The sequence below is a fragment of the Pseudoalteromonas sp. CnMc7-15 genome (genome assembly GCF_022347925.1).
Lineage (GTDB): Bacteria > Pseudomonadota > Gammaproteobacteria > Enterobacterales > Alteromonadaceae > Pseudoalteromonas > Pseudoalteromonas ruthenica.
In genome coordinates this window covers 351,460-374,280 of record NZ_JAKRFT010000001.1, presented here as the reverse complement: position 1 = coordinate 374,280, position 22,821 = coordinate 351,460, and the positions used below count along the sequence as shown (strand labels likewise).

Annotated in this window: 15 protein-coding genes; 10 read left to right on the top strand and 5 right to left on the bottom strand. The window is 48.5% G+C overall.

Features of this window, described 5'->3' with window-relative positions:
- The first annotated feature begins 2 nt into the window (after positions 1 to 2).
- The 3 genes from MHM95_RS01675 (at position 3) to MHM95_RS01665 (ending at position 5,180) form a co-directional block, all read left to right on the top strand.
- Positions 3 to 1,142: a 5-(carboxyamino)imidazole ribonucleotide synthase gene (locus MHM95_RS01675; protein ID WP_045978314.1), complete on the top strand. Its 1,140-nt coding sequence runs from the start codon at positions 3 to 5 to the stop codon at positions 1,140 to 1,142.
- Between the two features lie 158 nt (positions 1,143 to 1,300).
- The gene (locus MHM95_RS01670; protein ID WP_239384027.1) at positions 1,301 to 2,494 is read left to right on the top strand and encodes an endonuclease/exonuclease/phosphatase family protein; all 1,194 of its coding nucleotides are present in this window, start codon (positions 1,301 to 1,303) and stop codon (positions 2,492 to 2,494) included.
- A 199-nt stretch (positions 2,495 to 2,693) separates the two neighbouring features.
- Complete coding sequence (locus MHM95_RS01665) at positions 2,694 to 5,180, top strand: prolyl oligopeptidase family serine peptidase (RefSeq protein WP_239384026.1); 2,487 nt, start codon at positions 2,694 to 2,696, stop codon at positions 5,178 to 5,180.
- Between the two features lie 20 nt (positions 5,181 to 5,200).
- Here the strand turns inward: MHM95_RS01665 and rrtA are convergent, their stop codons facing one another.
- Positions 5,201 to 5,755, bottom strand: coding sequence for a rhombosortase (rrtA, locus tag MHM95_RS01660; protein WP_239384025.1), 555 nt, complete (start codon positions 5,753 to 5,755; stop codon positions 5,201 to 5,203).
- 125 nt (positions 5,756 to 5,880) lie between these two features.
- Between rrtA and ggt the strand changes: the two genes are divergently transcribed.
- The 4 genes from ggt to MHM95_RS01640 all read left to right on the top strand — a co-directional run bounded on the left by ggt (position 5,881) and on the right by MHM95_RS01640 (position 11,608).
- Positions 5,881 to 7,638 carry a gamma-glutamyltransferase gene (ggt, locus tag MHM95_RS01655; RefSeq protein WP_239384024.1) on the top strand — a complete coding sequence of 586 codons (1,758 nt, stop codon included), beginning with the start codon at positions 5,881 to 5,883 and terminating at the stop codon, positions 7,636 to 7,638.
- 184 nt (positions 7,639 to 7,822) lie between these two features.
- Complete coding sequence (locus tag MHM95_RS01650; RefSeq protein WP_022946595.1) at positions 7,823 to 9,541, top strand: NAD-dependent malic enzyme; 1,719 nt, start codon at positions 7,823 to 7,825, stop codon at positions 9,539 to 9,541.
- 169 nt (positions 9,542 to 9,710) lie between these two features.
- Complete coding sequence (locus tag MHM95_RS01645; RefSeq protein WP_045978310.1) at positions 9,711 to 10,784, top strand: histidine kinase; 1,074 nt, start codon at positions 9,711 to 9,713, stop codon at positions 10,782 to 10,784.
- Complete coding sequence (locus MHM95_RS01640; protein WP_022946597.1) at positions 10,781 to 11,608, top strand: LytTR family DNA-binding domain-containing protein; 828 nt, start codon at positions 10,781 to 10,783, stop codon at positions 11,606 to 11,608. Before MHM95_RS01645 ends, MHM95_RS01640 begins: the two co-directional genes overlap by 4 nt.
- Here the strand turns inward: MHM95_RS01640 and MHM95_RS01635 are convergent.
- Positions 11,605 to 12,594 carry an ATP-dependent 6-phosphofructokinase gene (locus MHM95_RS01635; RefSeq protein ID WP_239384023.1) on the bottom strand — a complete coding sequence of 330 codons (990 nt, stop codon included), beginning with the start codon at positions 12,592 to 12,594 and terminating at the stop codon, positions 11,605 to 11,607. The genes MHM95_RS01640 and MHM95_RS01635 overlap by 4 nt on opposite strands.
- Before the next feature lie 37 nt (positions 12,595 to 12,631).
- Positions 12,632 to 14,068 (bottom strand): pyruvate kinase, encoded by a 1,437-nt coding sequence (pyk, locus tag MHM95_RS01630; protein ID WP_022946599.1) that lies wholly within the window; start codon positions 14,066 to 14,068, stop codon positions 12,632 to 12,634.
- Between the two features lie 276 nt (positions 14,069 to 14,344).
- On the opposite strand from pyk, the gene gndA reads away from it, so the two are divergent.
- On the top strand, positions 14,345 to 15,718 hold the full coding sequence (gene gndA / locus MHM95_RS01625; protein WP_053910488.1) for an NADP-dependent phosphogluconate dehydrogenase: 1,374 nt from the start codon (positions 14,345 to 14,347) through the stop codon (positions 15,716 to 15,718).
- Positions 15,719 to 15,817: 99 nt separating this feature from the next.
- Positions 15,818 to 17,551 carry an amidohydrolase gene (locus tag MHM95_RS01620; protein WP_239384022.1) on the top strand — a complete coding sequence of 578 codons (1,734 nt, stop codon included), beginning with the start codon at positions 15,818 to 15,820 and terminating at the stop codon, positions 17,549 to 17,551.
- A gap of 122 nt (positions 17,552 to 17,673) precedes the next feature.
- On the opposite strand, the gene ansA is transcribed toward MHM95_RS01620, so the two are convergent.
- Both ansA and sppA read right to left on the bottom strand, forming a co-directional pair.
- Positions 17,674 to 18,684, bottom strand: a complete 1,011-nt coding sequence (ansA, locus tag MHM95_RS01615) for an asparaginase (protein WP_022946602.1) — start codon at positions 18,682 to 18,684, stop codon at positions 17,674 to 17,676.
- 55 nt (positions 18,685 to 18,739) lie between these two features.
- Entirely contained in the window at positions 18,740 to 20,605 is a 1,866-nt protein-coding gene (sppA, locus tag MHM95_RS01610; protein ID WP_022946603.1) for a signal peptide peptidase SppA, read from the bottom strand.
- 198 nt (positions 20,606 to 20,803) lie between these two features.
- Here sppA and MHM95_RS01605 point away from each other — a divergent pair, with 198 nt between their 5' ends.
- Positions 20,804 to 22,771, top strand: coding sequence for an NADPH-dependent 2,4-dienoyl-CoA reductase (locus MHM95_RS01605; RefSeq protein ID WP_239384021.1), 1,968 nt, complete (start codon positions 20,804 to 20,806; stop codon positions 22,769 to 22,771).
- Positions 22,772 to 22,821: the final 50 nt, after the last annotated feature.

Genomic DNA, 22,821 nt, shown 5'->3' with positions numbered 1-22,821 from the left:
ATATGCAAATGTTAGTTCTGGGCGCGGGCCAACTAGCGCGTATGATGGCGCTTGTGGCAGCGCCGCTGGATATCCATATTCGTGCTTATGACGTGGCTAGCAAACAAGTGGTGCACCCGGTAACCGGTGAGCACTATACGCAAACGTTAGAGCAAGCAATCGCCAGTAGCGACCGTATTACTGCTGAGTTTGAGCATATTCCCAGCGATGTGCTTGCGGCCTGTGAGCAAAGCGGCAAATTCTTCCCCGGTAAAAAAGCCATTGAATGCGGCGGCGATCGCGCCAAAGAGAAGGCGCTGCTCGATAATGCTGGCGTACCGAGTGCTCCGTATATTTTAGTGAGTGAACGTACTCACCTTGAGCAAGCGGTGAATGAACTGGGCTTACCTTTGGTGATCAAAACTTGTCAGGCTGGGTACGACGGCAAAGGCCAATGGCGCTTAAAAAGCATCGACCAGACTGATGAAATCTGGCAAGAAATGCAGGCATTTTTAGATAAAGATGCGTCGCATCGCATTATTTGTGAAAAGATGATTGCGTTTGACCGTGAAGTTTCAGTGATAGGTGCGCGCGATGCACAGGGGAATGTAAAAGTATACCCGGTCACCGAAAATGAACACACTGACGGGGTGTTGACGCTGTCGGTAGCAGGCATCGTCAGCCAAGATATGCAATCTCAGGCGGTTGATGCCTACAGCAAAATAGCCAATGCGCTGGATTATGTTGGCGTACTTGCTATCGAGTTTTTCGATGTTGACGGTGAATTGCTAGTCAATGAGATTGCGCCGCGTGTTCACAACTCGGGTCATTGGACACAGCAAGGCGCTTATTGTTGCCAGTTCGAGAACCATGTGCGTGCTGTTGCCGGTTTGCCTTTGGGCTGTACTTATCTATTGCAGCCGAGTGCGATGATTAACGTTTTGGGTCAGCCAGCAATCCCGGCAGAGGTATTGGCCACCACTGGCGTTCGCAGTCACTGGTATGGTAAAGCGGTAAAACCAGGGCGAAAAATGGGTCATATCAATGTCAGTGCTAATACCTTGCATGAGCTTGGGGAGCGTCTCGGTGAATTGCATGAGCACCTCAGCGAGCAGGATTATCCTGGTATTGAAGCACGAGCCCATCAGTTAATTCTCAACTAGTACCTGTGGTTGCGCAGTACCGCTAGCAACCAACAAGACTATTTAAGCGAATAAACCGAGCCTTGAAGCTCGGTTTTTTCATCCCAAACGCTGACACAATGTCATTAACAGCTGCTAGTATGGCGTTTTCATTTTGCTTATATAAGAGAAAACCCTAAATGACCTTGTGCAAACGTTTTGGCCTTATTGGCTCCTTGTGTCTGTTCGTTGCGGCCTGTGCGCAACCTCATTCGTCTGTGCCAACAACGCTGCGTATCGCGACCTTTAACGTTAGTATGGATGGCTCGAACTACGTTACTAATCCCAGTGAGCTAAGTGAATCGCCTTTACCTGCCTTGCTAGCCCAAGGGCAACACCCACAAATTCACAATATCGCGCATATTATTCAACGGGTGCGTCCTGATGTGATATTACTCAATGAATTCGACTATAACGAGGATTGGCGCGAACAAGTCGATGCTTTTCAACGCCACTATCTAGGCAAGGATCATTGCAGTGTAAAAGCCATTCACTACCCCTACAGCTATAGTGCGCCCGTTAATACCGGTGTTGCCAGCGACTACGACTTTGACGGCAATGGTGAGCTCTCTGGCAATGGCGGGGATGCTTATGGCTTTGGTTTCTACCCTGGTCAATACGGCATGGTGATCTTAAGCCGCTATCCCATTGACCATGAGCGCGTGCGCACGTTTGCACAATTGAAATGGGCGCAACAACCGCAGGCGCAGATGCCCATGCTTGATGGCAATGCTTTTTATGATAACCGTACATGGCAAGCTGCGCGCTTAAGCTCTAAGTCATTCTGGGATGTGCCTATCAGCGTTGATGGTAAACGTGTGCATCTGTTGGCATCTCATCCTACACCACCGGTATTCGATGGTCCGGAAGATAGAAACGGTCTGCGCAATAAAGCTGAGATTAAACTAATCGCCGATTATTTAGATAATCAAAGCGATTATTTGGTGGATGACCAAGGCCGCCAAGGAGGCCTCGATGACAACAGCCGATTTGTTATCCTCGGAGATTTGAACGCTGCACCGCAAGGCGATAAAGCGCGTCCTGAGGCCATTAATCAAGTGTTAGCTCATGATAAAGTGGATGCCAGTATGGTGCCCGAGAGCACCGGAGGAGCAGGGGTGGAAGAGCAAGCGTATGCGCGTTATTACACCGCAAGCTGGCGTGCTAGAGCTGATTATGTGTTGCCATCAAAGTTCGGTTTTGAGCCTATCTCGGCAGGTGTATATTGGCCGACGGAGCAAAACCCGGCACAATACAAATTAATTAGTGATAGAAAAGCCTCGTCAGATCATCGTCTTGTGTGGATGGACCTAAAATTAATAAAAAAACAGTGAACCATTTAGCCGCTTAGTACTCTATATATATGTGAAGCAGGTCCCGTACTTGTTTCGTTATTGCTAGCGCAGAGTTTTGGTCAGCATCCCTTGCTGACCTTTTTTTTGTCTAAGTAAACTGCCGTTGGTCTTAAAACACTGTCTTTGCTTGTAAGTTTTTGCTTAAATCAGGGCACCGTGTATTTAGTTGAAGACAATCATGTTCCATAAATCAGTACTGGCGGCGACCATTGCTTCCAGTTTTATCCTCAGCGGCTGTCAAAGCACCGCACAACAAAGCAACACGCAAGTAGAAACGAATCAAACTTCCGCCCCAAGCCAAGTGGAGACACCGGCAAAACCAGGTTCAGTGGCTATTACCTTAGAACAAGCCATGGCTGATCCGGACTGGATAGGTAACCAGCCAGAAGGCGCGTTCTGGCACAGCGATTCAAACACCGTTGTTTATCAGCAAAAACAACAAGGTAATCAACTACGCGACACCTACACACAGGCCGTTGGCGCAGACAGTGCAACCAAAGTAACGCTGGCGCAGCTACACACGTTGGGCGATGACAAGGCCGTATACAGTCAAGATAACCGCTTACAAGCCTATGTATTTAAAGGGGATGTGTTTGTTCGTGATACTTCTGCCAACACCTTAGTGCAAATCACCAAAACGTCGGCATTTGAATCTGCGCCGCAGTTTTTAAATGATAACAGCCTAGTATATCGCCGTGGTAACGTGTTTATGCATGTAGACTTAGGCACCGGGCTGCATAGTGAGTTGGCCAATCTTAAGCTCGAAGATAAGCCAATCAAGGTTAATGAGCCGAAAAGCTATATTGCTAAGGAACAACATAAGCTTATTGACTATGTTGCACTGCAGCTAAAAAACCAAAAAGATGCCCTCGAGCGCGACCAGCAGTTAGCGAATGAAAATAGCGCGGTAGTCGATGCCACCATTTACCTAGGCGATAAAAAGCGTTTAGTGGATGCCCAGCTCTCTCCCGATGGCAGTAAGCTTATCGTTGCGCTAACCGATGACAGAAGCTGGCGCGCCGACACCGACATCATGCCTAATTACATTACCAAAGATGCAGGGGTAGAATCGGTACCAGCCCGTCGCCGGGTTGCGGATGCCAAGCCACAGGGCACAGAGTTGGTGTATATCGACTTGCCGAGCAAAGCAAAAACGACACTGACCTATAATACTTTGCCCGGTTGGAATGAAGATGTGCTTGCTGAGGTGAAGCGTGAAAACTATGCCCGCCAAGGTAAAGAGTATGAAAGCGAAACTAAGCGCCGTGAAATCAATTTGATGATGGATTGGGGCTGGGGTCAAAGTGCCATTCAGTGGAACCGCAGTGGCTCACAAGTTGCTGTTATGCTCGAAGCCTGGGACAACAAAGACCGCTGGATAGCGACCGTTGACTTTAAAGGTAAAAAGTTAGTGAACCAACACCGTTTACATGACGATGCTTGGATTAACTACACCTTTAATGATTTCGGTTGGTTAAACACCAGCGACACTTTGTATTTCTTGTCAGAGCAATCCGGTTATAGCCACATCTACACAAAGCCGTTAACAGGTAAAGCAAGCCAGCGTACCAAGGGTCAATTTGAGGTTTCCGATCTGACCTTGAGCGAAAATGACCAATATCTTTACTACAAAGCGAATAAAAAGCACCCAGGTATTTACGAGGTGTATCGCTTAAACCTGGATAGCGGCAACAGCGAGGCGCTAACCAGCCTTGATGGCATGACTGACTATAGTTTGAGTCCTGATGAGCAAAAACTGCTGTTACAGCACTCAAAAATCATGCACCCGCCGGAGCTTTATGTCATGGATGCGGCACCGGGGGCTAAGGTTACGCAGCTAACTCACACCGTATCAGAGCAATTCAAAGCGACTAAGCTGGTGGCTCCGAAAGTGGTTGCCGTACCGTCGAGCCATGGTGAGCAACCGGTGTATGCGAAAGTGTATTATCCCAGCGATTACCAAAGCGATGAAAGCGGTAATACCCGCAAGGCGGTTATTTTCAACCACGGCGCCGGTTATTTGCAAAACTCACACTTTGGCTGGTCCGGTTACTTCCGCGAGTTTATGTTCCACTCGTTGCTTGCCAGCGAAGGCTATGTGGTTATGGATATGGACTACCGCGCCTCGAAAGGGTATGGCCGCGATTGGCGTACTGCCATTTATCGACAAATGGGAACGCCAGAGACGCAAGACTTGGTTGATGGGGTAAAATGGATGCAGGCTAACGCCAATGTTGATGTTGAGCGGGTCGGTACTTACGGCGGCTCATACGGTGGCTTTATGACCTTTATGGCGCTGTTCACCGAGCCTGAACTATTCCAAGCCGGAGCGGCACTGCGCCCTGTGAGCGATTGGGCTCATTATAACGCCCCGTATACCTCTAATATTCTCAATCACCCAGATGTTGACCCTATTGCCTACGAGCGTAGCTCGCCTATCTACTTCGCTGAAGGGTTAGAGAAGCCGCTATTGATCAATGCGCCTATGGTTGATGACAATGTGTTCTTCCAAGATGTTGTGCGCCTAGTGCAGCGCTTGATTGAACTGGAGAAAGAGGACTTTGAAACGGCTATCTTCCCAGTTGAACCGCACGGTTTTGTGCAGCCCTCAAGCTGGCTAGATGAATACCGCCGCATTTATAAGCTGTTTGAAGACAACCTTTAATCGCTAATGAAAAACCCGAGCTAAGCCTCGGGTTTTTTTATGCCTCGCCACTCTAGCAGCGCTAAGCCCAAGCCACACAATAGCCCGAATAGATGAGCCTCAATAGCCACGCGGGAGTCAATTAATGCCTCAACGTCACTACTGGCGCCAACAATTTGCTCATAAGCCACCTTGGCTATTACGCCTACGATAATTAAATACCCAGTTTTTTCACCACAGCGAATATCTTTCATTGCACCATAGGCAATCAAGCCGTGCAATGAACCACTTAAGCCGACATATAAAGAGATGTTCGGGCTAAAGCCGTATAAACAGAGGCCAACCCCAAAAGACAAGAGCAGCAAATAAAGCCAATACTTACGCACACTAAAAAAATGGCCATGGAGCGACCACAGCACTAGAGCACCTGCCATGTTCATGCCTAAATGCGGCCAATTGCTGTGTAAAAAGTGTCCCGTTAGCAAGCGATACCACTGGCCCTCAGCGATGGCGGGGCGCTGAAAAGACAATGGCCCAGCGGCATCAATTACCATAAACAGTGTACACAGTGCGATCAGTGGCCAGACGGACAGCATTGCGCGGTGCGAAAAGAGGGTTTTAAACACAGTCATAACTTAACAGTGGTCGTTATTTTTTGCCTATTGTGCCCCTTTGCCTTTAAGATGCCAATTAATTAACCACGACAATAACATTCAGCGCTATGTTACGAACTTATACCCAGATAGCAGCGGCTCTCTCGTTGCTTATTAGCTCTGGCTGCACAGCCACCACGACCACCAATAAACAGGTGCTCGCCGATAGAGAGCCTGAGGCCACCACGGCGGTGGTGACAAAACAACAAGTGAGCGGTGAGCATTACATGGTTGCCGCTGCCAATCCCTATGCGGTGCGCGCCGGTGAAGCGATTTTAGCTGAAGGGGGCAGTGCCATAGACGCAGCCATTGCCGTGCAATTGGTACTGACATTAGTCGAGCCGCAATCGTCCGGTATTGGCGGTGGGGCCTTTATTTTGCACTATGATGCAAAGCAGCGCCGACTCACCACCTATGATGGCCGCGAGCAAGCTCCTAGCAAAGCGACACCGGAGTTATTTGTTGACGGCAATGGCAAGGCTGTTCGCTGGATTGATGCAGTGGTTGGCGGGCGCTCAGTGGGGGCTCCTGGGGTCTTGAAGGCGCTGGCCAAAGCCCATGAACGTGATGGCAAATTACCTTGGTCCCGTTTATTTGAGGAGGCCATTACTTTAGCCGAGCAAGGGTTTAAGGTGTCACCGCGATTACATAAGCTTTTAGCGCGACGTATTAACCCGGGAGTGGAGAAAATGCCTGCGGCGCGGGCGTATTTCTTTCCCGGTGGTGCGCCTTTGGCTATTGGCACCGTAAAGCAAAACCCCGCCTTGGCATCGCTTTATAAACGCTTGGCCAGCGAGGGAGTGGAAGCCTTTTATCATGGCGACAATGCCAAAGCCATTGCTAAAGCAGTACAAACAAGTCCCATCGCCCCAGGTTTACTCACTGAGCAAGACATTAACAACTATGTCGCCAAAGAGCGTGCCCCGGTGTGTGTAGGCTATCATCAATACCGAGTGTGCTCGATGGCACCGCCTAGCAGCGGTGGCATGGCGGTTTTGCAAATCTTGAAACTGCTGGAGGACAAAAACCTCAGCCAATATGCGGTTAATAGCCCTAAAGCGCTGCATTACTTCACCCAAGCGTCGCGCTTAGCCTTCGCTGATCGCGAGGTCTATATGGCTGACCCCGACTACCAACCCGTGCCGACGCAAGCGCTACTCGATAATAGCTACCTTGAAAAACGTGCCTTATTGATGCTTGAGCATGATGCTAAAAAGCAAGCTGGGCACCCGGGTGTGGGGATTGCCTATGGTAAAGACGATGCCTTTGAGCTGCCCAATACCAGCCACATTTCCATTGTTGATAATCAAGGCAACGCGGTGTCGATGACCACCTCCATTGAAATGGCGTTCGGCTCCACCGTGATGGTCAATGGCTATCTGCTCAATAACCAGCTCACCGATTTTGCGCTGTCGCCAAAGCGTGATGGTAAATATGTATTAAATCGCGTTGAAGGCGGTAAACGCCCACGCAGCTCTATGGCCCCCGTGATGGTATTTAATGAAGATGGTTCTTTGCGTTTAGTGATTGGCTCGCCCGGCGGCAGCCGTATCATTAATTACGTGGCCCATGCATTGGTCGGGGTGTTGGATTGGCAACTGAGCGCTCAGCAAGCGATCAATCTGCCGCGTATTACTAATCGTAACCATATCACCACCTTAGAGCAGGGCACTGAGCTGGTGGAGCTACAAACGCAGCTCGAGCAATGGGGCCACAAAGTGCGTATTGGCGACCTTAACTCTGGCATTCATGCAGTCGAGGTGAAAGGCGGTAAGCTCTATGGCAGTGCCGATCCACGCCGAGAGGGAATCGCTCTCGGAAAATAAAGGTAAACAAACAGCAGGTATTTGAATGCCTGCTGTTTGTTAACAAAGATTCATTGGTGTGTATCAAAAATGATAATGCGCCAATCAGCGATAAATCAATGGTCTGATAAGCCCAAATGGGTTTGCAATTTGCGCGCTAAGGGCAATAATATCAGGCAATCTCCTTCTGTGCTAAGTAGGCAATATGACAGACAAATCCAACGATAAAACCAATACACACACCGATCCCAATTACTTGTACATTCCTTACGCTGGTCCGACCTTATTAGAAACGCCACTACTAAATAAAGGCAGCGCATTTTCTCAGCGTGAGCGTGAGAGCTTCAACTTGGCAGGCTTACTGCCGCCACGTTTTGAGACCATTGAAGAGCAAGTAGAGCGCTGTTACCAACAGTACTCTAGCTTCCAAGATAACCTTAATAAGCATATCTACTTGCGCGCCATCCAAGACAATAACGAAACGCTTTACTATCGTTTGGTGCGAGACCACATTGAAGAGATGATGCCGATTATTTACACGCCAACAGTGGGTGATGCATGTGAGCAATTCTCAGATATTTATCGTAGCTCGCGCGGTTTGTTTATCTCCTATGAAGACCGCCACAATATCGATGATATTTTGCGTAATGCCACTAAAGGCAAGGTGAAGGTTATCGTTGTGACCGATGGTGAACGTATCCTTGGCCTAGGCGATCAGGGCATTGGTGGCATGGGTATCCCCATTGGTAAGTTGTCGTTATACACCGCATGCGGGGGCATCAGCCCGGCCTACACGTTGCCGGTGATGCTGGATGTTGGCACTAATAACGAGAAACTGCTGAACGACCCAATGTACATGGGCGCACGTCACCCACGTATTGGCCAGCAAGAGTATGACGAGTTTTTAGAGTTGTTCATCAAAGCCGTGAAGCGTCGTTGGCCCAATGTCATGCTGCAATTTGAAGACTTTGCTCAGCCTAACGCGATGCCACTGCTGAAACGCTATCGCGACGAAATTTGTAGCTTTAATGATGATATTCAAGGCACTGCCGCTGTCACTGTGGGCACCTTGCTGGCCGCGTGTCGAGTGAAGGGCACCCGTTTAAGCGACCAAAAGGTAGTGTTTGTTGGGGCTGGCTCCGCAGGATGTGGCATCGCCGAGCAGGTGATCAGCCAAATGGTCTCTGAAGGGATCAGTGAAGAGCAAGCGCGCAGTCAAATCTTTATGGTTGATCGTTTTGGCCTACTGAGCGAAGGCATGCAAGGCCTGCGTGACTTCCAACAGGCGTTGGTACAATCCAATGAAGCGCTCTCGCAGTGGCAGTACAGCGGTGATTATGCCTCTTTACTTGATGTTATGCATTGTGCTGAGCCAGGCATTATTATCGGCGTATCTGGGCAGCCAGGGCTATTCACTGAGCAGGTGATCCGCGCAATGGCATCAAGCCACGAAAATCCGATTATCTTCCCGCTTTCAAACCCGTCCAAACAGGTTGAAGCGCATCCGAGTGATGTGTTGGCGTGGACACAGGGGCGTGCCATCATCGCCACAGGTAGTCCATTTGGCAGCGTGGAATATGATGGCCAGCAGTATGTTATTCCGCAGTGTAATAACAGTTATATCTTCCCTGGCATTGGCCTTGGTGCAATTGCCATTAAAGCTAAGCGCATTACCGATGAAATGTTGATGGCGGCCAGTGAAACCTTAGCGTCGAGCTCACCCCTTGCCAATGATGGCAAAGGGAGCCTACTGCCGCCACTGACTGAGATTGAATCGCTATCTAAACGTATCGCCTTTGCTGTGGCTAAAGTCGCCATCGCCCAAGGTGAAGCGTTGGAATTTAGCGATGAGGATATTATCAAAGCCATTGATAATAATTACTGGCACCCTGAGTATCGTAACTACAAGCGAGTCAGCATCTAGCCTTCACGAATATGAGCAAACGCCGTGCAACTGCACGGCGTTTTGCGTTGAAGGAAAGGTTAAGTAAGACCAATCACAGTGCCTTTTTAGTTGTCTTTATTAATAATGGCGTTAGATAAGTATGCAACCGCTGTGGATAAGGCTGCGTTGCAAAGGAGTAAAACGAATTTTGAATTGGCAGCAGCTAGTTGATAATCGCCAACGATTCTTTTGGGTGTTACAGATAGCCGGTTGGATAGGTTATGCCCTGGTGAATTACATTGGCTCCAAAGTATTTGAGATGCGCGACATCTACGTCTTTGTGATCTTGCTTAATGCCTATGCTGGCTGCTTAATGACGGTGCCGCTGCGTTACTTGTATCGCCGGGTGTGGAATGCCAAGCCGTGGCTGCTCGTGTTGGTGGTGTTCACCGCTTCCTACGCCACAGGGACCTTGTGGTCGGTGGTACAAAAATTTAATTTGTGGGAAATTTATCGCCATGGTTACCGCCCTGATGAGTGGTTTTATTACTTTCAACAGGGCCTTGATGCGGTCTATATCATCCTTTGTTGGAGTGGTTTGTACTTTGGCATTAAATATTACCAGTTGCTCCAAGGGGAGCGACAAAAAGCGCTGAAAGCCAATACCATGGCTCATGAGGCGCAATTAAAAATGTTGCGCTATCAGCTTAATCCGCATTTTTTGTTTAATACCCTTAATGCGATATCGACGCTGATTTTAGTGGAAGAGAATAAAGACGCCAACAAGATGGTGTCACGGTTAAGCGATTTTTTACGCTATACGCTCAATACCGATCCGATAAAGAAAGTGCCACTCGAGCAAGAGATCCATGCGTTGAGTCTGTATTTGGAAATCGAGCGAGTACGTTTTGATGACCGCCTAGCGGTGGACATGCAAGTCAGTGATGAAGCAAGCCATGCCTTGGTCCCGAGCTTGATTTTGCAACCGTTAATTGAAAACTCATTGAAGTATGCCATTGCGCAGATGACACAAGGCGGGGTGATCAGTATTAAAGCCCAAGTGTTTGCCAACGAGCTGTTACTGGAAGTGAGCGATAATGGCCCTGGCGCTGAGCTTAAAGATGGCCAATTGGTCAATGCCACCGGTGTCGGTGTGGCCAATACTAAAGATCGACTAAAGACACTTTACGAGAACAATTATTCATTTGTATTATCAGGGAATACGCCCACCGGTCTGACGGTAAACATACGTATCCCCTATGAAAAGGCTGTAGCAGAATGAATACCATAAAAACCCTCATCGTGGATGATGAATCGCTGGCCCGTAAAGGGTTGGCTATACGATTAGCTGATATTGAATGCATTGAGCTGGTACAGCAATGCGCTCAAGGGCAAGAGGCCGTCGATATTTGTCGCAGCGAGCCTATCGACTTGGTTTTTTTGGATATTCAGATGCCAGGTATGAATGGCTTTGAGGTCGCGGATGCGTTAGCGCAACTGCCAGACTCACAACAACCTTTGGTGGTGTTTGTCACTGCCTTCGACCGTTACGCCGTTCAAGCTTTTGAAGTCCATGCTTTGGACTATGTACTCAAACCCGTAGATGACAACAGACTAAAACAGGCGGTGGAGAAAGTGCAATCACATCTAAAAACACAACAAGACAACACCCATAAGAAAAAGCTAGCGAGTTTTGTGGCTGGGATCACAGGCAATAATTGCGAGGAAATTCTCAAGAAACTAGCCTCGGGCGATTCATTAGAAACTAAGCGCTACCCAGAGTCGCTGGCGGTGAAAGAGCAGGGCGAGATCATCCGTGTGCCTACTAATACTATCCAATGGGTTGATGCGGCAGGGGACTACATGTGCCTGCACTGTGGGGATGGGCAAACCCATATTCTGCGTAAAACCATGAAAGAGCTTGAGCAAGAACTCGACCCTGGGTTGTTTGTTCGTGTGCACCGCAGCGCCATTGTTAATTCAAAACAAATCAACAAGCTAGTGACGCAAGTCAGTGGTGAATACCTGCTGGTGCTCACCAACGGACAGGAGCTTAAAGTCAGTCGCAGCTATCGAGATAAAGTCAAAGCGGCGCTGGCCAATTAACGGCGAAAGCGTTTTAAGCGGGCGACAAAATCACGATTACGCTGTTGTGTGTCGCTGGTGTGCTCAAAAGCCAAAGTTTTAAGCTGATTATTAACGACACCGACCATGACACCATCAGCGCCAGCATTAAGATGCTCGATGGCGCTGCAGCCTAACTGCGTTGCTAATATGCGATCGCCTGCCACAGGGGCACCGCCACGCTGTACATAGCCCAAAATGGCACTGCGGCTTTCAACGCCGCTGTGCTCGGTCAGCTGGGCCGCTAATTGCTCGGCGCTAATTGATAGCGAGTGCTCTGCCATGACCAGCACGTAGCTATGACCGGCATCATTATTAACATTCGCTTTTACTTGCTCATACAGTTTCTGTAAAAACTGTGGCTCGTCATCAATCAGTTCCTTACAAATTATTTGCTCCGCGCCACTGGCAAGGCCTGCTTCCATGGCAATGATGCCGCAATCTCGACCCATTACCTCGACAACAAAAGTACGTTCAAACGCTTGCGCGGTATCGCGAATTTTATCGATACACCCCAATGCGGTATCTATTGCGGTGTGAAAGCCAATGGTTTCATCGCTGCCATTAATATCGTTATCAATGGTACCGGGGATCCCAATAATTTGCCCTGACCAGTGCTCTGCAAGTGCCTGAGCACCCTTAAAGCTGCCATCTCCGCCAATGACGACCAAGGCATCGATATGGCACTTACGCAGGCTATTGGCAGCTTGTAACAAACCATCTGGGTGGTGCATTTGCGGGCAGCGGGCCGACTTTAAAATAGTGCCACCTCGGTGGATGATATCGGTTACGCTGGCTGCGTTGAGTTCAGTGAAGTGTTCATTGATAAGGCCGTTGTAGCCACTAAAAAAGCCAAAGACCTGATGTTGATGAGATAGCGCGCTGAGCGTAACAGCGCGAATTACAGCATTCATACCGGGGGCATCACCGCCGGAAGTGAGTACTGCAATTCGTTTTGAATGAGACATAAGTTGCTGCTTCAGATAGAAAACTTATGTCTACTATTTACCCTACAGTGACAATTTTCAAGGTATTTGTGGCACCGATGGTTTCCATCAAGTCACCGTGGGTGAGGATCACGGTATCACCTTTTTGCAATTCGCCAAGCTCTACTAAGGTATTCATTGCTTCACTAACAATACATTCTTTGGTGAAGTTAGTAGAGTCAAAACGCACTGGATATACGCCGCGATACAGCGCGGTCTGACCCAGTGTTTTGCCATGGCGTGAAAGTGAATAAATAGGCAGACCCGAAGAGATGCGTGACATCAGCTTAGAGGTGTTGCCTGATTCAGTGAGCGCGACAATGGCTTTCACTGTACCCAGGTGGTTAGCCGCATACATAGCAGATAGTGCGATGGTTTCTGCATTATCGGCAAACATGCTATCAAGGCGGTGCTTAGAAATGTGTGTTTCTTTTTGTGACTCAGCACCTAGGCAAACACGGGCCATGGTGGCAACTGTTTGCTCAGGGTAATCCCCTGCGGCTGTTTCAGCAGAGAGCATGACCGCATCGGTGCCATCAAGCACGGCGTTAGCAACGTCCATGACTTCAGCACGCGTGGGCATGGGGTTATCAATCATTGATTCCATCATCTGTGTTGCGGTGATCACCACACGGTTCAATGAACGAGCTCGGCTGATAATGGTTTTTTGTTTACCCACTAACTCCGCATCACCGATTTCAACGCCTAAATCTCCGCGCGCGACCATCACTGCGTCTGATGCGAGGATAATGTCGTCTATGGCTTCAACCGTCTCTACAGCTTCTGCACGTTCGATTTTCGCTAGCAATTGAGCATCTGAACCGGCCTTTTCTGCTAATGAACGCACATAGCGCATATCATCGCCAGAGCGGGGGAAAGACACGGCGATATAATCGACGCCAATTTTAGTCGCGGTGATAAGATCTTCTTTATCTTTATCAGTAAATGCAGGGGCAGTCAGGCCACCACCGAGGCGATTAATGCCTTTGTTGTTAGACAATACGCCGCCGACTTTCACGCTGCAGTGTACTTTTTGTCCTTCAACACGCTCTACGGTAAGCTGGATTAAACCGTCGTTAAGTAACAACAAGTCGCCAGCTTTAACGTCTTGAGGTAATTCTTTATAGTCGATCCCAACGCCATTAACATCACCCTCACCTGGGGCAAGCGCTGCATCAAGGATAAAGGGGGCGCCAGGGGCGAGGTTCACTTTTCCTTCTTTAAAGGTACTTACGCGGATTTTCGGGCCTTGTAAGTCAGCAAGGATGGCAACATGAGTGCCTAGGCGCTGAGCGATCTCACGCACGGCCTCGGCGCGCGCTTGGTGGTCACTGGCCACCCCATGAGAGAAGTTTAAGCGCACGACATTGGCGCCAGCGCGGATGATTTTTTCTAAGTTATTATCTCTGTCCGTGGCAGGGCCAAGGGTGGCCACAATTTTCGTACGTCTTGGCATGCATTTCTCCTGTAGGCATTATTGCTTATAGCATGTTAGAGCAGGGAAGGACGCTCCGCCAGCTCTAATTCCTATTATTCGTTAACAAGATTTCAGCATTATGACACCGGTGTCAGATTCAGTCAATTAAGCTTACCCGCAAACTTTATCCATGTACCTTGCGTTAATTTGATATAATTCAGCGCCGGGGATTGAATGGGGCATCGTATGCCCTATAATGCCCGCCGTATTTACGTTGAATTACCCAGTCGTACGTTTTACCGAGGAGGAAACTGGATGCAAGTTGCATTAGTAGGTCTTGGGGTGATGGGCAAAAATCTCGCCCTGAACTTAATCGAAAAAGGGCTCACCCTAGTAGCCTATGATACCAACCCCGATGCCGGGGAAGAATTGTTAAGCTGCGCCAAATCACAAGGAATGGCCGAGCGCTTGCACATTGTTTCAGACCTTCACGACATGGTGCGTCGTTTAGAAACGCCGCGCTCTATCCTTTTGTTGGTACCGGCAGGCGAGTTGGTTGACAAAGTCTGCCACGACTTGGTCGATGCCGGTGTCAGTAAAGACGATATCATCATCGATTGCGGTAACAGTAATTATAAAGACGGCATTGCCCGCAAATTGAAATTCCAAAACAAATTTGAGTTTGCCACGATGGGGATTTCCGGTGGTGCAGAAGGCGCACGCCATGGTCCGGCCATGATGGCGAGCGGCTCCGAAGGAGGCTGGGAGCGCATTGAACCTTGGTTTGAGAAAGTAGCTGCCAGTTACAACGGCGACTCGTGTTTTGCCCGCGTTGGCCAATCCGCCAGTGGCCATTTTGTGAAAATGGTGCACAATGGCATCGAGTATGCCCTTATGCAGCTTATTGCCGAGACTTACCAGCTATTGCGCTTGGGCGCTGGCAAAACACCACAGCAAATTGCCGAGATTTTTGATACCTGGGCCGAGGGCGAGCTCAACAGCTATTTACTCTCTATCTCTAGCCATATCCTCAAGTTAGCAACCAAGGACAATACACCGCTGGTCGATTTAATCGATAACAAGGTGGGCGCCAAGGGCACCGGCTTATGGACGGCACAAAATGCCTTGGAGCTTGGTATTGCCGTGCCATCACTTGTTGCTGCGGTGCAGGCACGTCACTTAACTAATACCGGTGATACCCACGCGGCTAAAGAAATGACCTATGCAGCAAAGCAAACGGACAGTATCGATATTGATATTGACCAGTTGCAGCAAGCGTTTCATTTAGCGAGCCTGCTTTGCTACCGCCAAGGCTTGGCACTGATCAAGGGCGCGTCACGAAACCATCAATGGAAAGTTGATTTAAACAAAACACTGCAAACTTGGCGTGCAGGGTGCATTATTCGTGCAGATTACCTAGACCAAATTGCTCAGGGTGTTGAGTTTATTGATACCTTAGATGAGCAGGCGAAGGCGCTTCGTAGTGTGACTGGTGCGGCCGTGACCACTGGTTTGGCATTCCCGGTACTGTGTGCAACACAAAACTACTTAGCAACGCTAAGCACTCCAAGTAATGGTCACCTAGTGCAAGCGCAGCGTGACTACTTTGGTGAGCATGGTATTAAAACCCACACTGGTGAGTTATGTCATCTAACTGATCTGGTCGATATTGACGCTAAAGTACGCTAATTAATTAGCTGCTTTTTCAATCAAAAGAGCCCTGTCCATACAGGGCTTTATTGTATATGCTAAAAACACATTCCAAGTTTCTTTTTTGAGGACTTTAAAGTGTTACGCATTCTCTGTTTGGCACTGTTGAGTGTAGGTATTATTGGCTGCACTCAGCCTCAACAACCCGCAAATAAACTCGTAAATGCCGATACCCTATACTTTGGCGGCCCGATTCTAACGATGGTCGGTGACGACCCCAAGTATGTTGAGGCGCTTGCAACCAAAGGTGGTCGGATCATATTTACCGGTCAACTTAATAAAGCAAATGATCATGTTGGCGAGCAGACTAAACAAGTGAACTTACAAGGGCAGGCGCTATTGCCTGGGTTTATCGATGCCCACAGTCACCTTTTCAATGCTGGTTTAGCACAGTTGAGTGCTGATTTACTCCCAGGGCCTGACGGCCAAGTAAATTCTATTGAGGCGTTGCTGAGCACCTTAACGCAATGGCACCAGCGTCAACCTATGTTAGCGAAAAAGCTCGGCTGGATCGTTGGCATGGGGTATGACGACTCACAACTGGCGCAGCGCCGGCACCCAACAGCCACAGAGCTCGACACAGTCTCCAGCGAACTACCTATTTTGATTATGCATCAGTCCGGGCATTTGGGGGTTATGAATACCAAAGCCTTGGAAATGGTGGGTTACTTACCACAGGCCCCACACATTGATGGCGGCGTAATACGTATTGATGAACTTTCTAATCAAGCGAATGGGGTGCTTGAGGAAATGGCTCTTTTTCAGCCCTTGTTTAGTGTTTTTTCGGCCATTGATAAGCAATTACAAGATGAAATCGCGAGCGCAGGGCTTGCCCTTTACATGGCCAATGGTTACACCACGGCGCAAGAAGGTCGTGCAGATAAAAGCACCAGTATGTATTGGTTAGCACGGGCGCAAAAGCAGTCTTTGCCGATTGATGTGGCTATCTACCCTGATCTTGAGCAGGAATATGATTTTATGCTTGAACAAGGCGCTAGCAAAGATTACCAAGGCGGGGCACGAATAGCAGGCGTCAAATTGAGTTTTGATGGCTCGCCTCAAGGGAAAACAGCCTGGCTCAGTAAACCTTATCTTCATCCGCCAGCAGGGCATAACTCAGAGTATCGTGGCTACCCAGCCATTGCCGATGATAAGGCTCGCTCTAAGCTCGTGGCACAGGCCTATGCCAACAACTGGCAACTGATTGTTCATACCAATGGCGACGCCGCAGCAGACGCCTTATTGCGAGATATAGAAAGCGCAGTGACAAGATTTGAGCAGGCAGGTCGCAGGACGGTGATGATCCACGCGCAAACTGTTCGTGAAGATCAGCTTAGACGTATGAAACAGCTAGCAGTGATCCCGTCTTTTTTCTCTATGCATACCTTCTATTGGGGAGATTGGCACCGAGATGAAGTATTAGGACTGGAGCGTGCTGAGAATATTTCTCCCACAGGGTGGGCGCAAAAACACGCCATGCGCTTTACCCAACATCATGATGCACCTGTGGTAAAGCCCAACCCATTACGCGTGTTATCGACAACTGTTAATCGCAAGACACGCTCTGGCAAAGTGTTGGGGGCGCACCATCAAGTGAGCCCTTATATCGCTTTGAAATCTATTACAGAGTGGGCGGCTTGGCAGTACTTTGAAGAGCCAAATAAAGGGACGTTAGAGGTAGGGAAGTTAGCTGATTTCGCTATTCTTGATAAAGACCCGCTACGCGTTGAGCCGGAGCAACTTGAGCAATTACAGGTTCAGCAAACCATAAAAGCAGACCAAGTGGTTTATGATGTGAATCACGCCCTGTGATGGGGCTTTTGCAAAGCGAGTTGGTACAGGCTGCGGCTTATCTTATTGCGCTAGTGAACTATGCGTGCAGATAGATACCACTAGCAATAAAAGGCACAGGCGCTGCCGTGCCTAAATATCACTTAGCGACTCAACTCTCCGCGCAAGTTATCTTGCATTAAATGGCGAATACTTTGCGGGCTTGCGTTTTTGCTTAGCAAGTAGTGTAACTTACTGAGACAAGCCTCTAGGGTCATATCATAGCCACTGATCACACCGACGTTTAGCAGTGCATTGCCCGTAGCGTAGCCGCCCATATTAACTTGCCCTTGTAAGCACTGGGTAAGGTTTACGACGATAATGCCACGTTCGTTCGCATTTGCTAAAAGCTCCAGAAACTCGTGGTTTTGAGGCGCATTACCGACACCAAAACTCAGTAAGATGAGCGCTTTAATATCGTCATTAATAATAGAGCTGACCACATCGGCGCTGATCCCTGGGTATAAGTGCAGCACGGCAATAGCTTGAGGGGTGATGCGCGAGACTTGTAAATCGTTGTCGATATAGGGGCTTAGCTGGCCTTCTAGCAGCCGAATGTTAATCCCTGCTTTTGCCAGCGGCGGCAAATTTGGAGAGTCAAACGCATTGAACCCATCGGCGTGGATTTTGGTGGCACGATTGCCTCTAAATAGCTGATTATTAAAAAACAGGCTGACTTCTGCAATGGGGTAGTTAGCTGCTAAATACATCGCATTTAGGAGGTTCACTTGACCATCTGAGCGCAGCTGTGACAACGGAATTTGCGAGCCGGTGATAATGACTGGTTTGGTCAGGTTTTCAAACATAAACGATAAGGCAGACGCGGTGTAGGCCATGGTATCGGTGCCATGAAGTACCACAAAACCATCGTAGTCGTGGTACTTGGCTTTAATATCGTCGGCTATCATCTGCCAATGCGCCGGTGACATATCAGAAGAATCGATCAGCGGGCAATATTCTTCAATGTCAAACAGCGGCATCTCGTCGCGATTAAATTCAGCACTGTTTTTCACCGTCTCGGTTAAAAATCCCGCCGCTGGCACATAGCCTTGGCTGGATTTTTTCATACCTATGGTACCGCCTGTATAAGCGATATAAATGCGTTTACGTTTCATAAAAAAAAGCCCGATGAAATTCATCGGGCTAGTATATCATTCCAGGCTTTAAGCGCTAGTTAGAAACACGACATACCAAGCACTTAGCGTAGATGCCATCAGGGTCATTGTAGTTTTGTAAACTCTGAACCTGCTGCTCAACCTGTTTTAGTAAGCTATTGACCTGCATGGTCGCACCAAGGTTTGCGCTTGCCGGGGTCTGCTTATCGATTAGCGTGCTAACCATGGACGAGCTCAATAAGCTATTTAACAGTTGCTCACGCGGCGTCAGCTGTTGCTCAATGAGTTTAACGTCATACTGCTTGAGGCTGGCCATTTCAGCGGCAGCGCTGATGGCTGCGTCTTTATCACCAAGTTTGTCCACTAGCCCGAGCTCTTTTGCTTGAGTTGCAATCCACACTCGGCCTTGGGCGATATCATCCACCTCAGCAGGGCTCATATTGCGAGACTGTGCAACCACATTCAAAAAGCGCTCGTAGGCATTCTCAACACTCATTTGAATCGCTTGTGCCATCTTATCTTTTAGACCCAACAGAATGGATGAGCCTTTCAGTTCGGTTGTCCCCACACCATCAGAATATACTCCCAACTCGGCAGCACTGTCTTCAAATGTCATGATTGTGCCAAACACGCCGATTGAACCAGTGATGGTGCTTGGAGCAGCCCATATCTCATTGGCTGCAGAAGCAATCCAATAACCGCCCGAAGCTGCCACTGAGCCCATAGAGGCAACCACAGGTTTGCCTGCTTCTTTAAGAGCGATGACTTCGCGACGAATAACTTCTGAGGCAAACATGCTGCCGCCACCGGAATCAATGCGTAATACCACGGCTTTTACCAGGTCGTCTTCACGGGCTTCACGAAGTAGGGCTGCTGTGCTGTCTCCGCCGATTTCGCCAGCGCGTCGCTCACCATCAACAATGGTTCCTTTAGCAACGATAACCGCCACCTTTTCCGTGATTGGGTTTTCGAATGGCATGGGCGATTTAAACGATGCGAGGTAGTCGTTAAAGCCAATTTGTAAAAAGTTTTTACCTTCGTCGTCGTAACCGACTAGGTCGACCATCTGTTGACGAATTTGTTGATTATTTTTAAGTGCATCCACCCAACCAAAACGCTGTGCATACTCACCGCTGTTCCCGTCTACTTGCGAAAGCTTGCGTAAATAGTCGTCAAGGGTTTCATCAAAGTTGCTGGCATCGAAGCCACGTAGTGCGGTGATTTCATCTTTATACTGCTGCCACAATTCACCCAACCACTCTTTATTCGCTTCTTTTGCGGCGGGGGACATGTCGTTACGAATCAAAGGTTCAACCGCAGACTTAAAGGTACCGACGCGGAAAACGTGTTGCGTCACCTTAAGTTTATCGAGTGCTTCTTTGAAATACACTGGGTAGACACCAAAACCATCGATTGAAACGCCGCCATAAGGATGTAAATTTACTTCGTCAGCATGCGCTGCCAAGTAATATTGACTTTGGGTGTAATAATAGCCAGTAGCAATAACCGGTTTGCCCTGCGCTTTGAAAGCGTCAATGGCATCGGCAACGGCATTGAGTTTATTAATGTGCGCGCCACCCATCTGCTGTAAATCGAGCAGCATAGCGGTGATACGATCATCTTTAGCAGCGTTATTGATCACATCAACAACGTCATCAACCAAAATTTCTGCCGGCTCATCTTGGCCCCCAAACGGTCCAGCAAATACTGCATCGAGAGGGTCAACATAGCGTTTCTGCTCAACTAAATAACCATTTAAGTTAAGTGTCAGCACGGCACCGTCAGGGACGATAATCTCGCCTTCATCGCTTGCAATAGACGCTATAATAGCGATAACAAGCACTATAAAAAGAATGTTGACCAAAAGTTGGCGCGAGAAGTTAATTCCATGCCAAGTGGCCTTTACTGCTTTTTTAATCAAAATCAGATCCTTACTTTATCCATTTTGGGGGCGTACGGGATAGAATCCCATATTAGCCTAAAGGGTTGAAAAGTTTAAACAGAAAAAAGTAACGAAGTGTTTATATTGGCGAATACTGTATCGCTAGTGCTTGCTCAATGCGGCAAAGATCGCTACCCTGAAACAGGTATGACCAGATAATAGTAAAGGGGTAACACCATGCTAGAACAACCACTAAAATTGATGCATGGAGAATTAAGAAACCGGCTCGTGATGGGCTCTATGCACACCGGTTTAGAAGAGGGGTGGCATAATCGCAAACGCCTCGCTGCATTCTACGAAGAACGCGCGAAGGGAGGCGTGGGCCTCATTGTTACAGGCGGTTATAGTCCAAATATTCGCGGTAAGCTTACGCCTATTTCGTCCTCCTTTAACAGTGTATTTGATGTAGTAAAGCATAAAAAATACACCCAAGCCGTGCACAAGCACGGTGGCAAGATTTGTTTGCAACTGCTTCACGCCGGACGGTATGCCTACCACCCATTTAGCTGCGCGCCGAGCGCTATTCAGGCGCCTATTTCGCCTTACACACCGAAGGCTATGTCGGTGGGGATGATAAAAAGCACCGTTAAAGACTTTGCCAAAAGCGCCAAGCTAGCGCAAAAAGCCGGTTATGATGGTGTCGAAATCATGGGTTCAGAAGGCTATTTAATAAACGAATTTATGGCACCGCATACCAATAAGCGCACCGACGAATACGGCGGTAGCAATGAAAACCGTATGCGTTTAGCTAAGGAAATCGTCTCAGCCGTGCGCGCTGCTGTCAATGATGACTTTATGATTGTATTTCGCCTGTCGGTGATGGATTTAATTCCTGATGGTTCGACAGCCGAAGAGGTTACTGCTCAGGCCAAAGCGCTGGATGCGGCGGGCGTTGATATTTTCAACACCGGCATTGGCTGGCACGAGGCGCGCGTGCCAACAATTGCTTCTATGGTGCCGCCAGGGGCCTTTAGAGAAGCTTCAGAGCGCCTTAAACAAGCAACAGATAAGCCCGTTATTGCCGTCAACCGTATCAACACGCCGGACATAGCCAATAGCATTTTAAACCAAGGTCAAGCCGACATGATATCCATGGCTCGGCCACTGCTTGCTGACCCAGAGCTCTTTAATAAATATGCGCAACAACGCAGCGAACAAATCAATATTTGCATAGGGTGTAACCAAGGCTGCCTGGATCACGTGTTTAAAGGGCAACGAGCCACTTGCTTGGTGAACCCACTCGCTGCATTTGAGCTTGACTACGCCATCACAAAAGCCGCAAAAGCGAAAAAGGTATTGGTTGTTGGTGCTGGACCTGCGGGACTCGCAGCAAGTATTTATTTACGCCAACGTGGCCATAATGTCACCTTAATCGAAAAATCCAATGATTTAGGCGGTCAGTTCAATCTCGCCATGCGTATCCCGGGTAAAGAAGATTTTCAATTAGCACTCAAATACTTCAGTGAAGAGGTGGTGCGTCAAGGCGTTGATTTACAAACCAATACGGCATATGAGCCGGCCATGCTTAACGAATACGATGATGTGGTATTCGCCTGTGGGGTGTCGCCTCGTGAAGCGGATATTGAATGCGCCGATGGTAAACGCATCTATCGTTATGACGAGGTTATTCGCGGTGACGTGACGCTCACCGACCGCATCGCTATTTTAGGTGCAGGTGGGATAGGCTTTGATATGGTTGCGTTTTTAACCGAGCAACATCACCAAAGCGTTGAGCATTTCAAAGCCCAGTGGGGCATTGAGCAACCTATTGAACTGCATAAAAGCAATAGAAAGATTTATATGCTTAAGCGCAGTGCAGGGCACTTCGGTAAGGGGTTAGGGAAAACCACGGGTTGGATCCACCGTAAAGTGGCAAAAATGCACGACGTGGAGCAAATTGGTGAATGTCAGTACGAGCGTTTTGATAACGAGGGGTTACATATTCGTGTAAATGGCGAAGCAAAAGTGCTGAATGTTGATACTGTGATAGGTTGCATTGGGCAAACTGCCAATGATGCCCAATTTAAGCAAGTTGATCAGCAACATAGTGCTCAAGTCCATGTGATAGGTGGTGCTAAGCTGGCAGCAGAAATTGACGCTAAGCGGGCAATTAAAGAAGCCTTACTAGTAGCGAGAGAAATTTAATAGTGCCTAGCAAAGCAAAAGCTAACTGCTGTCAATAATATGAAATAACT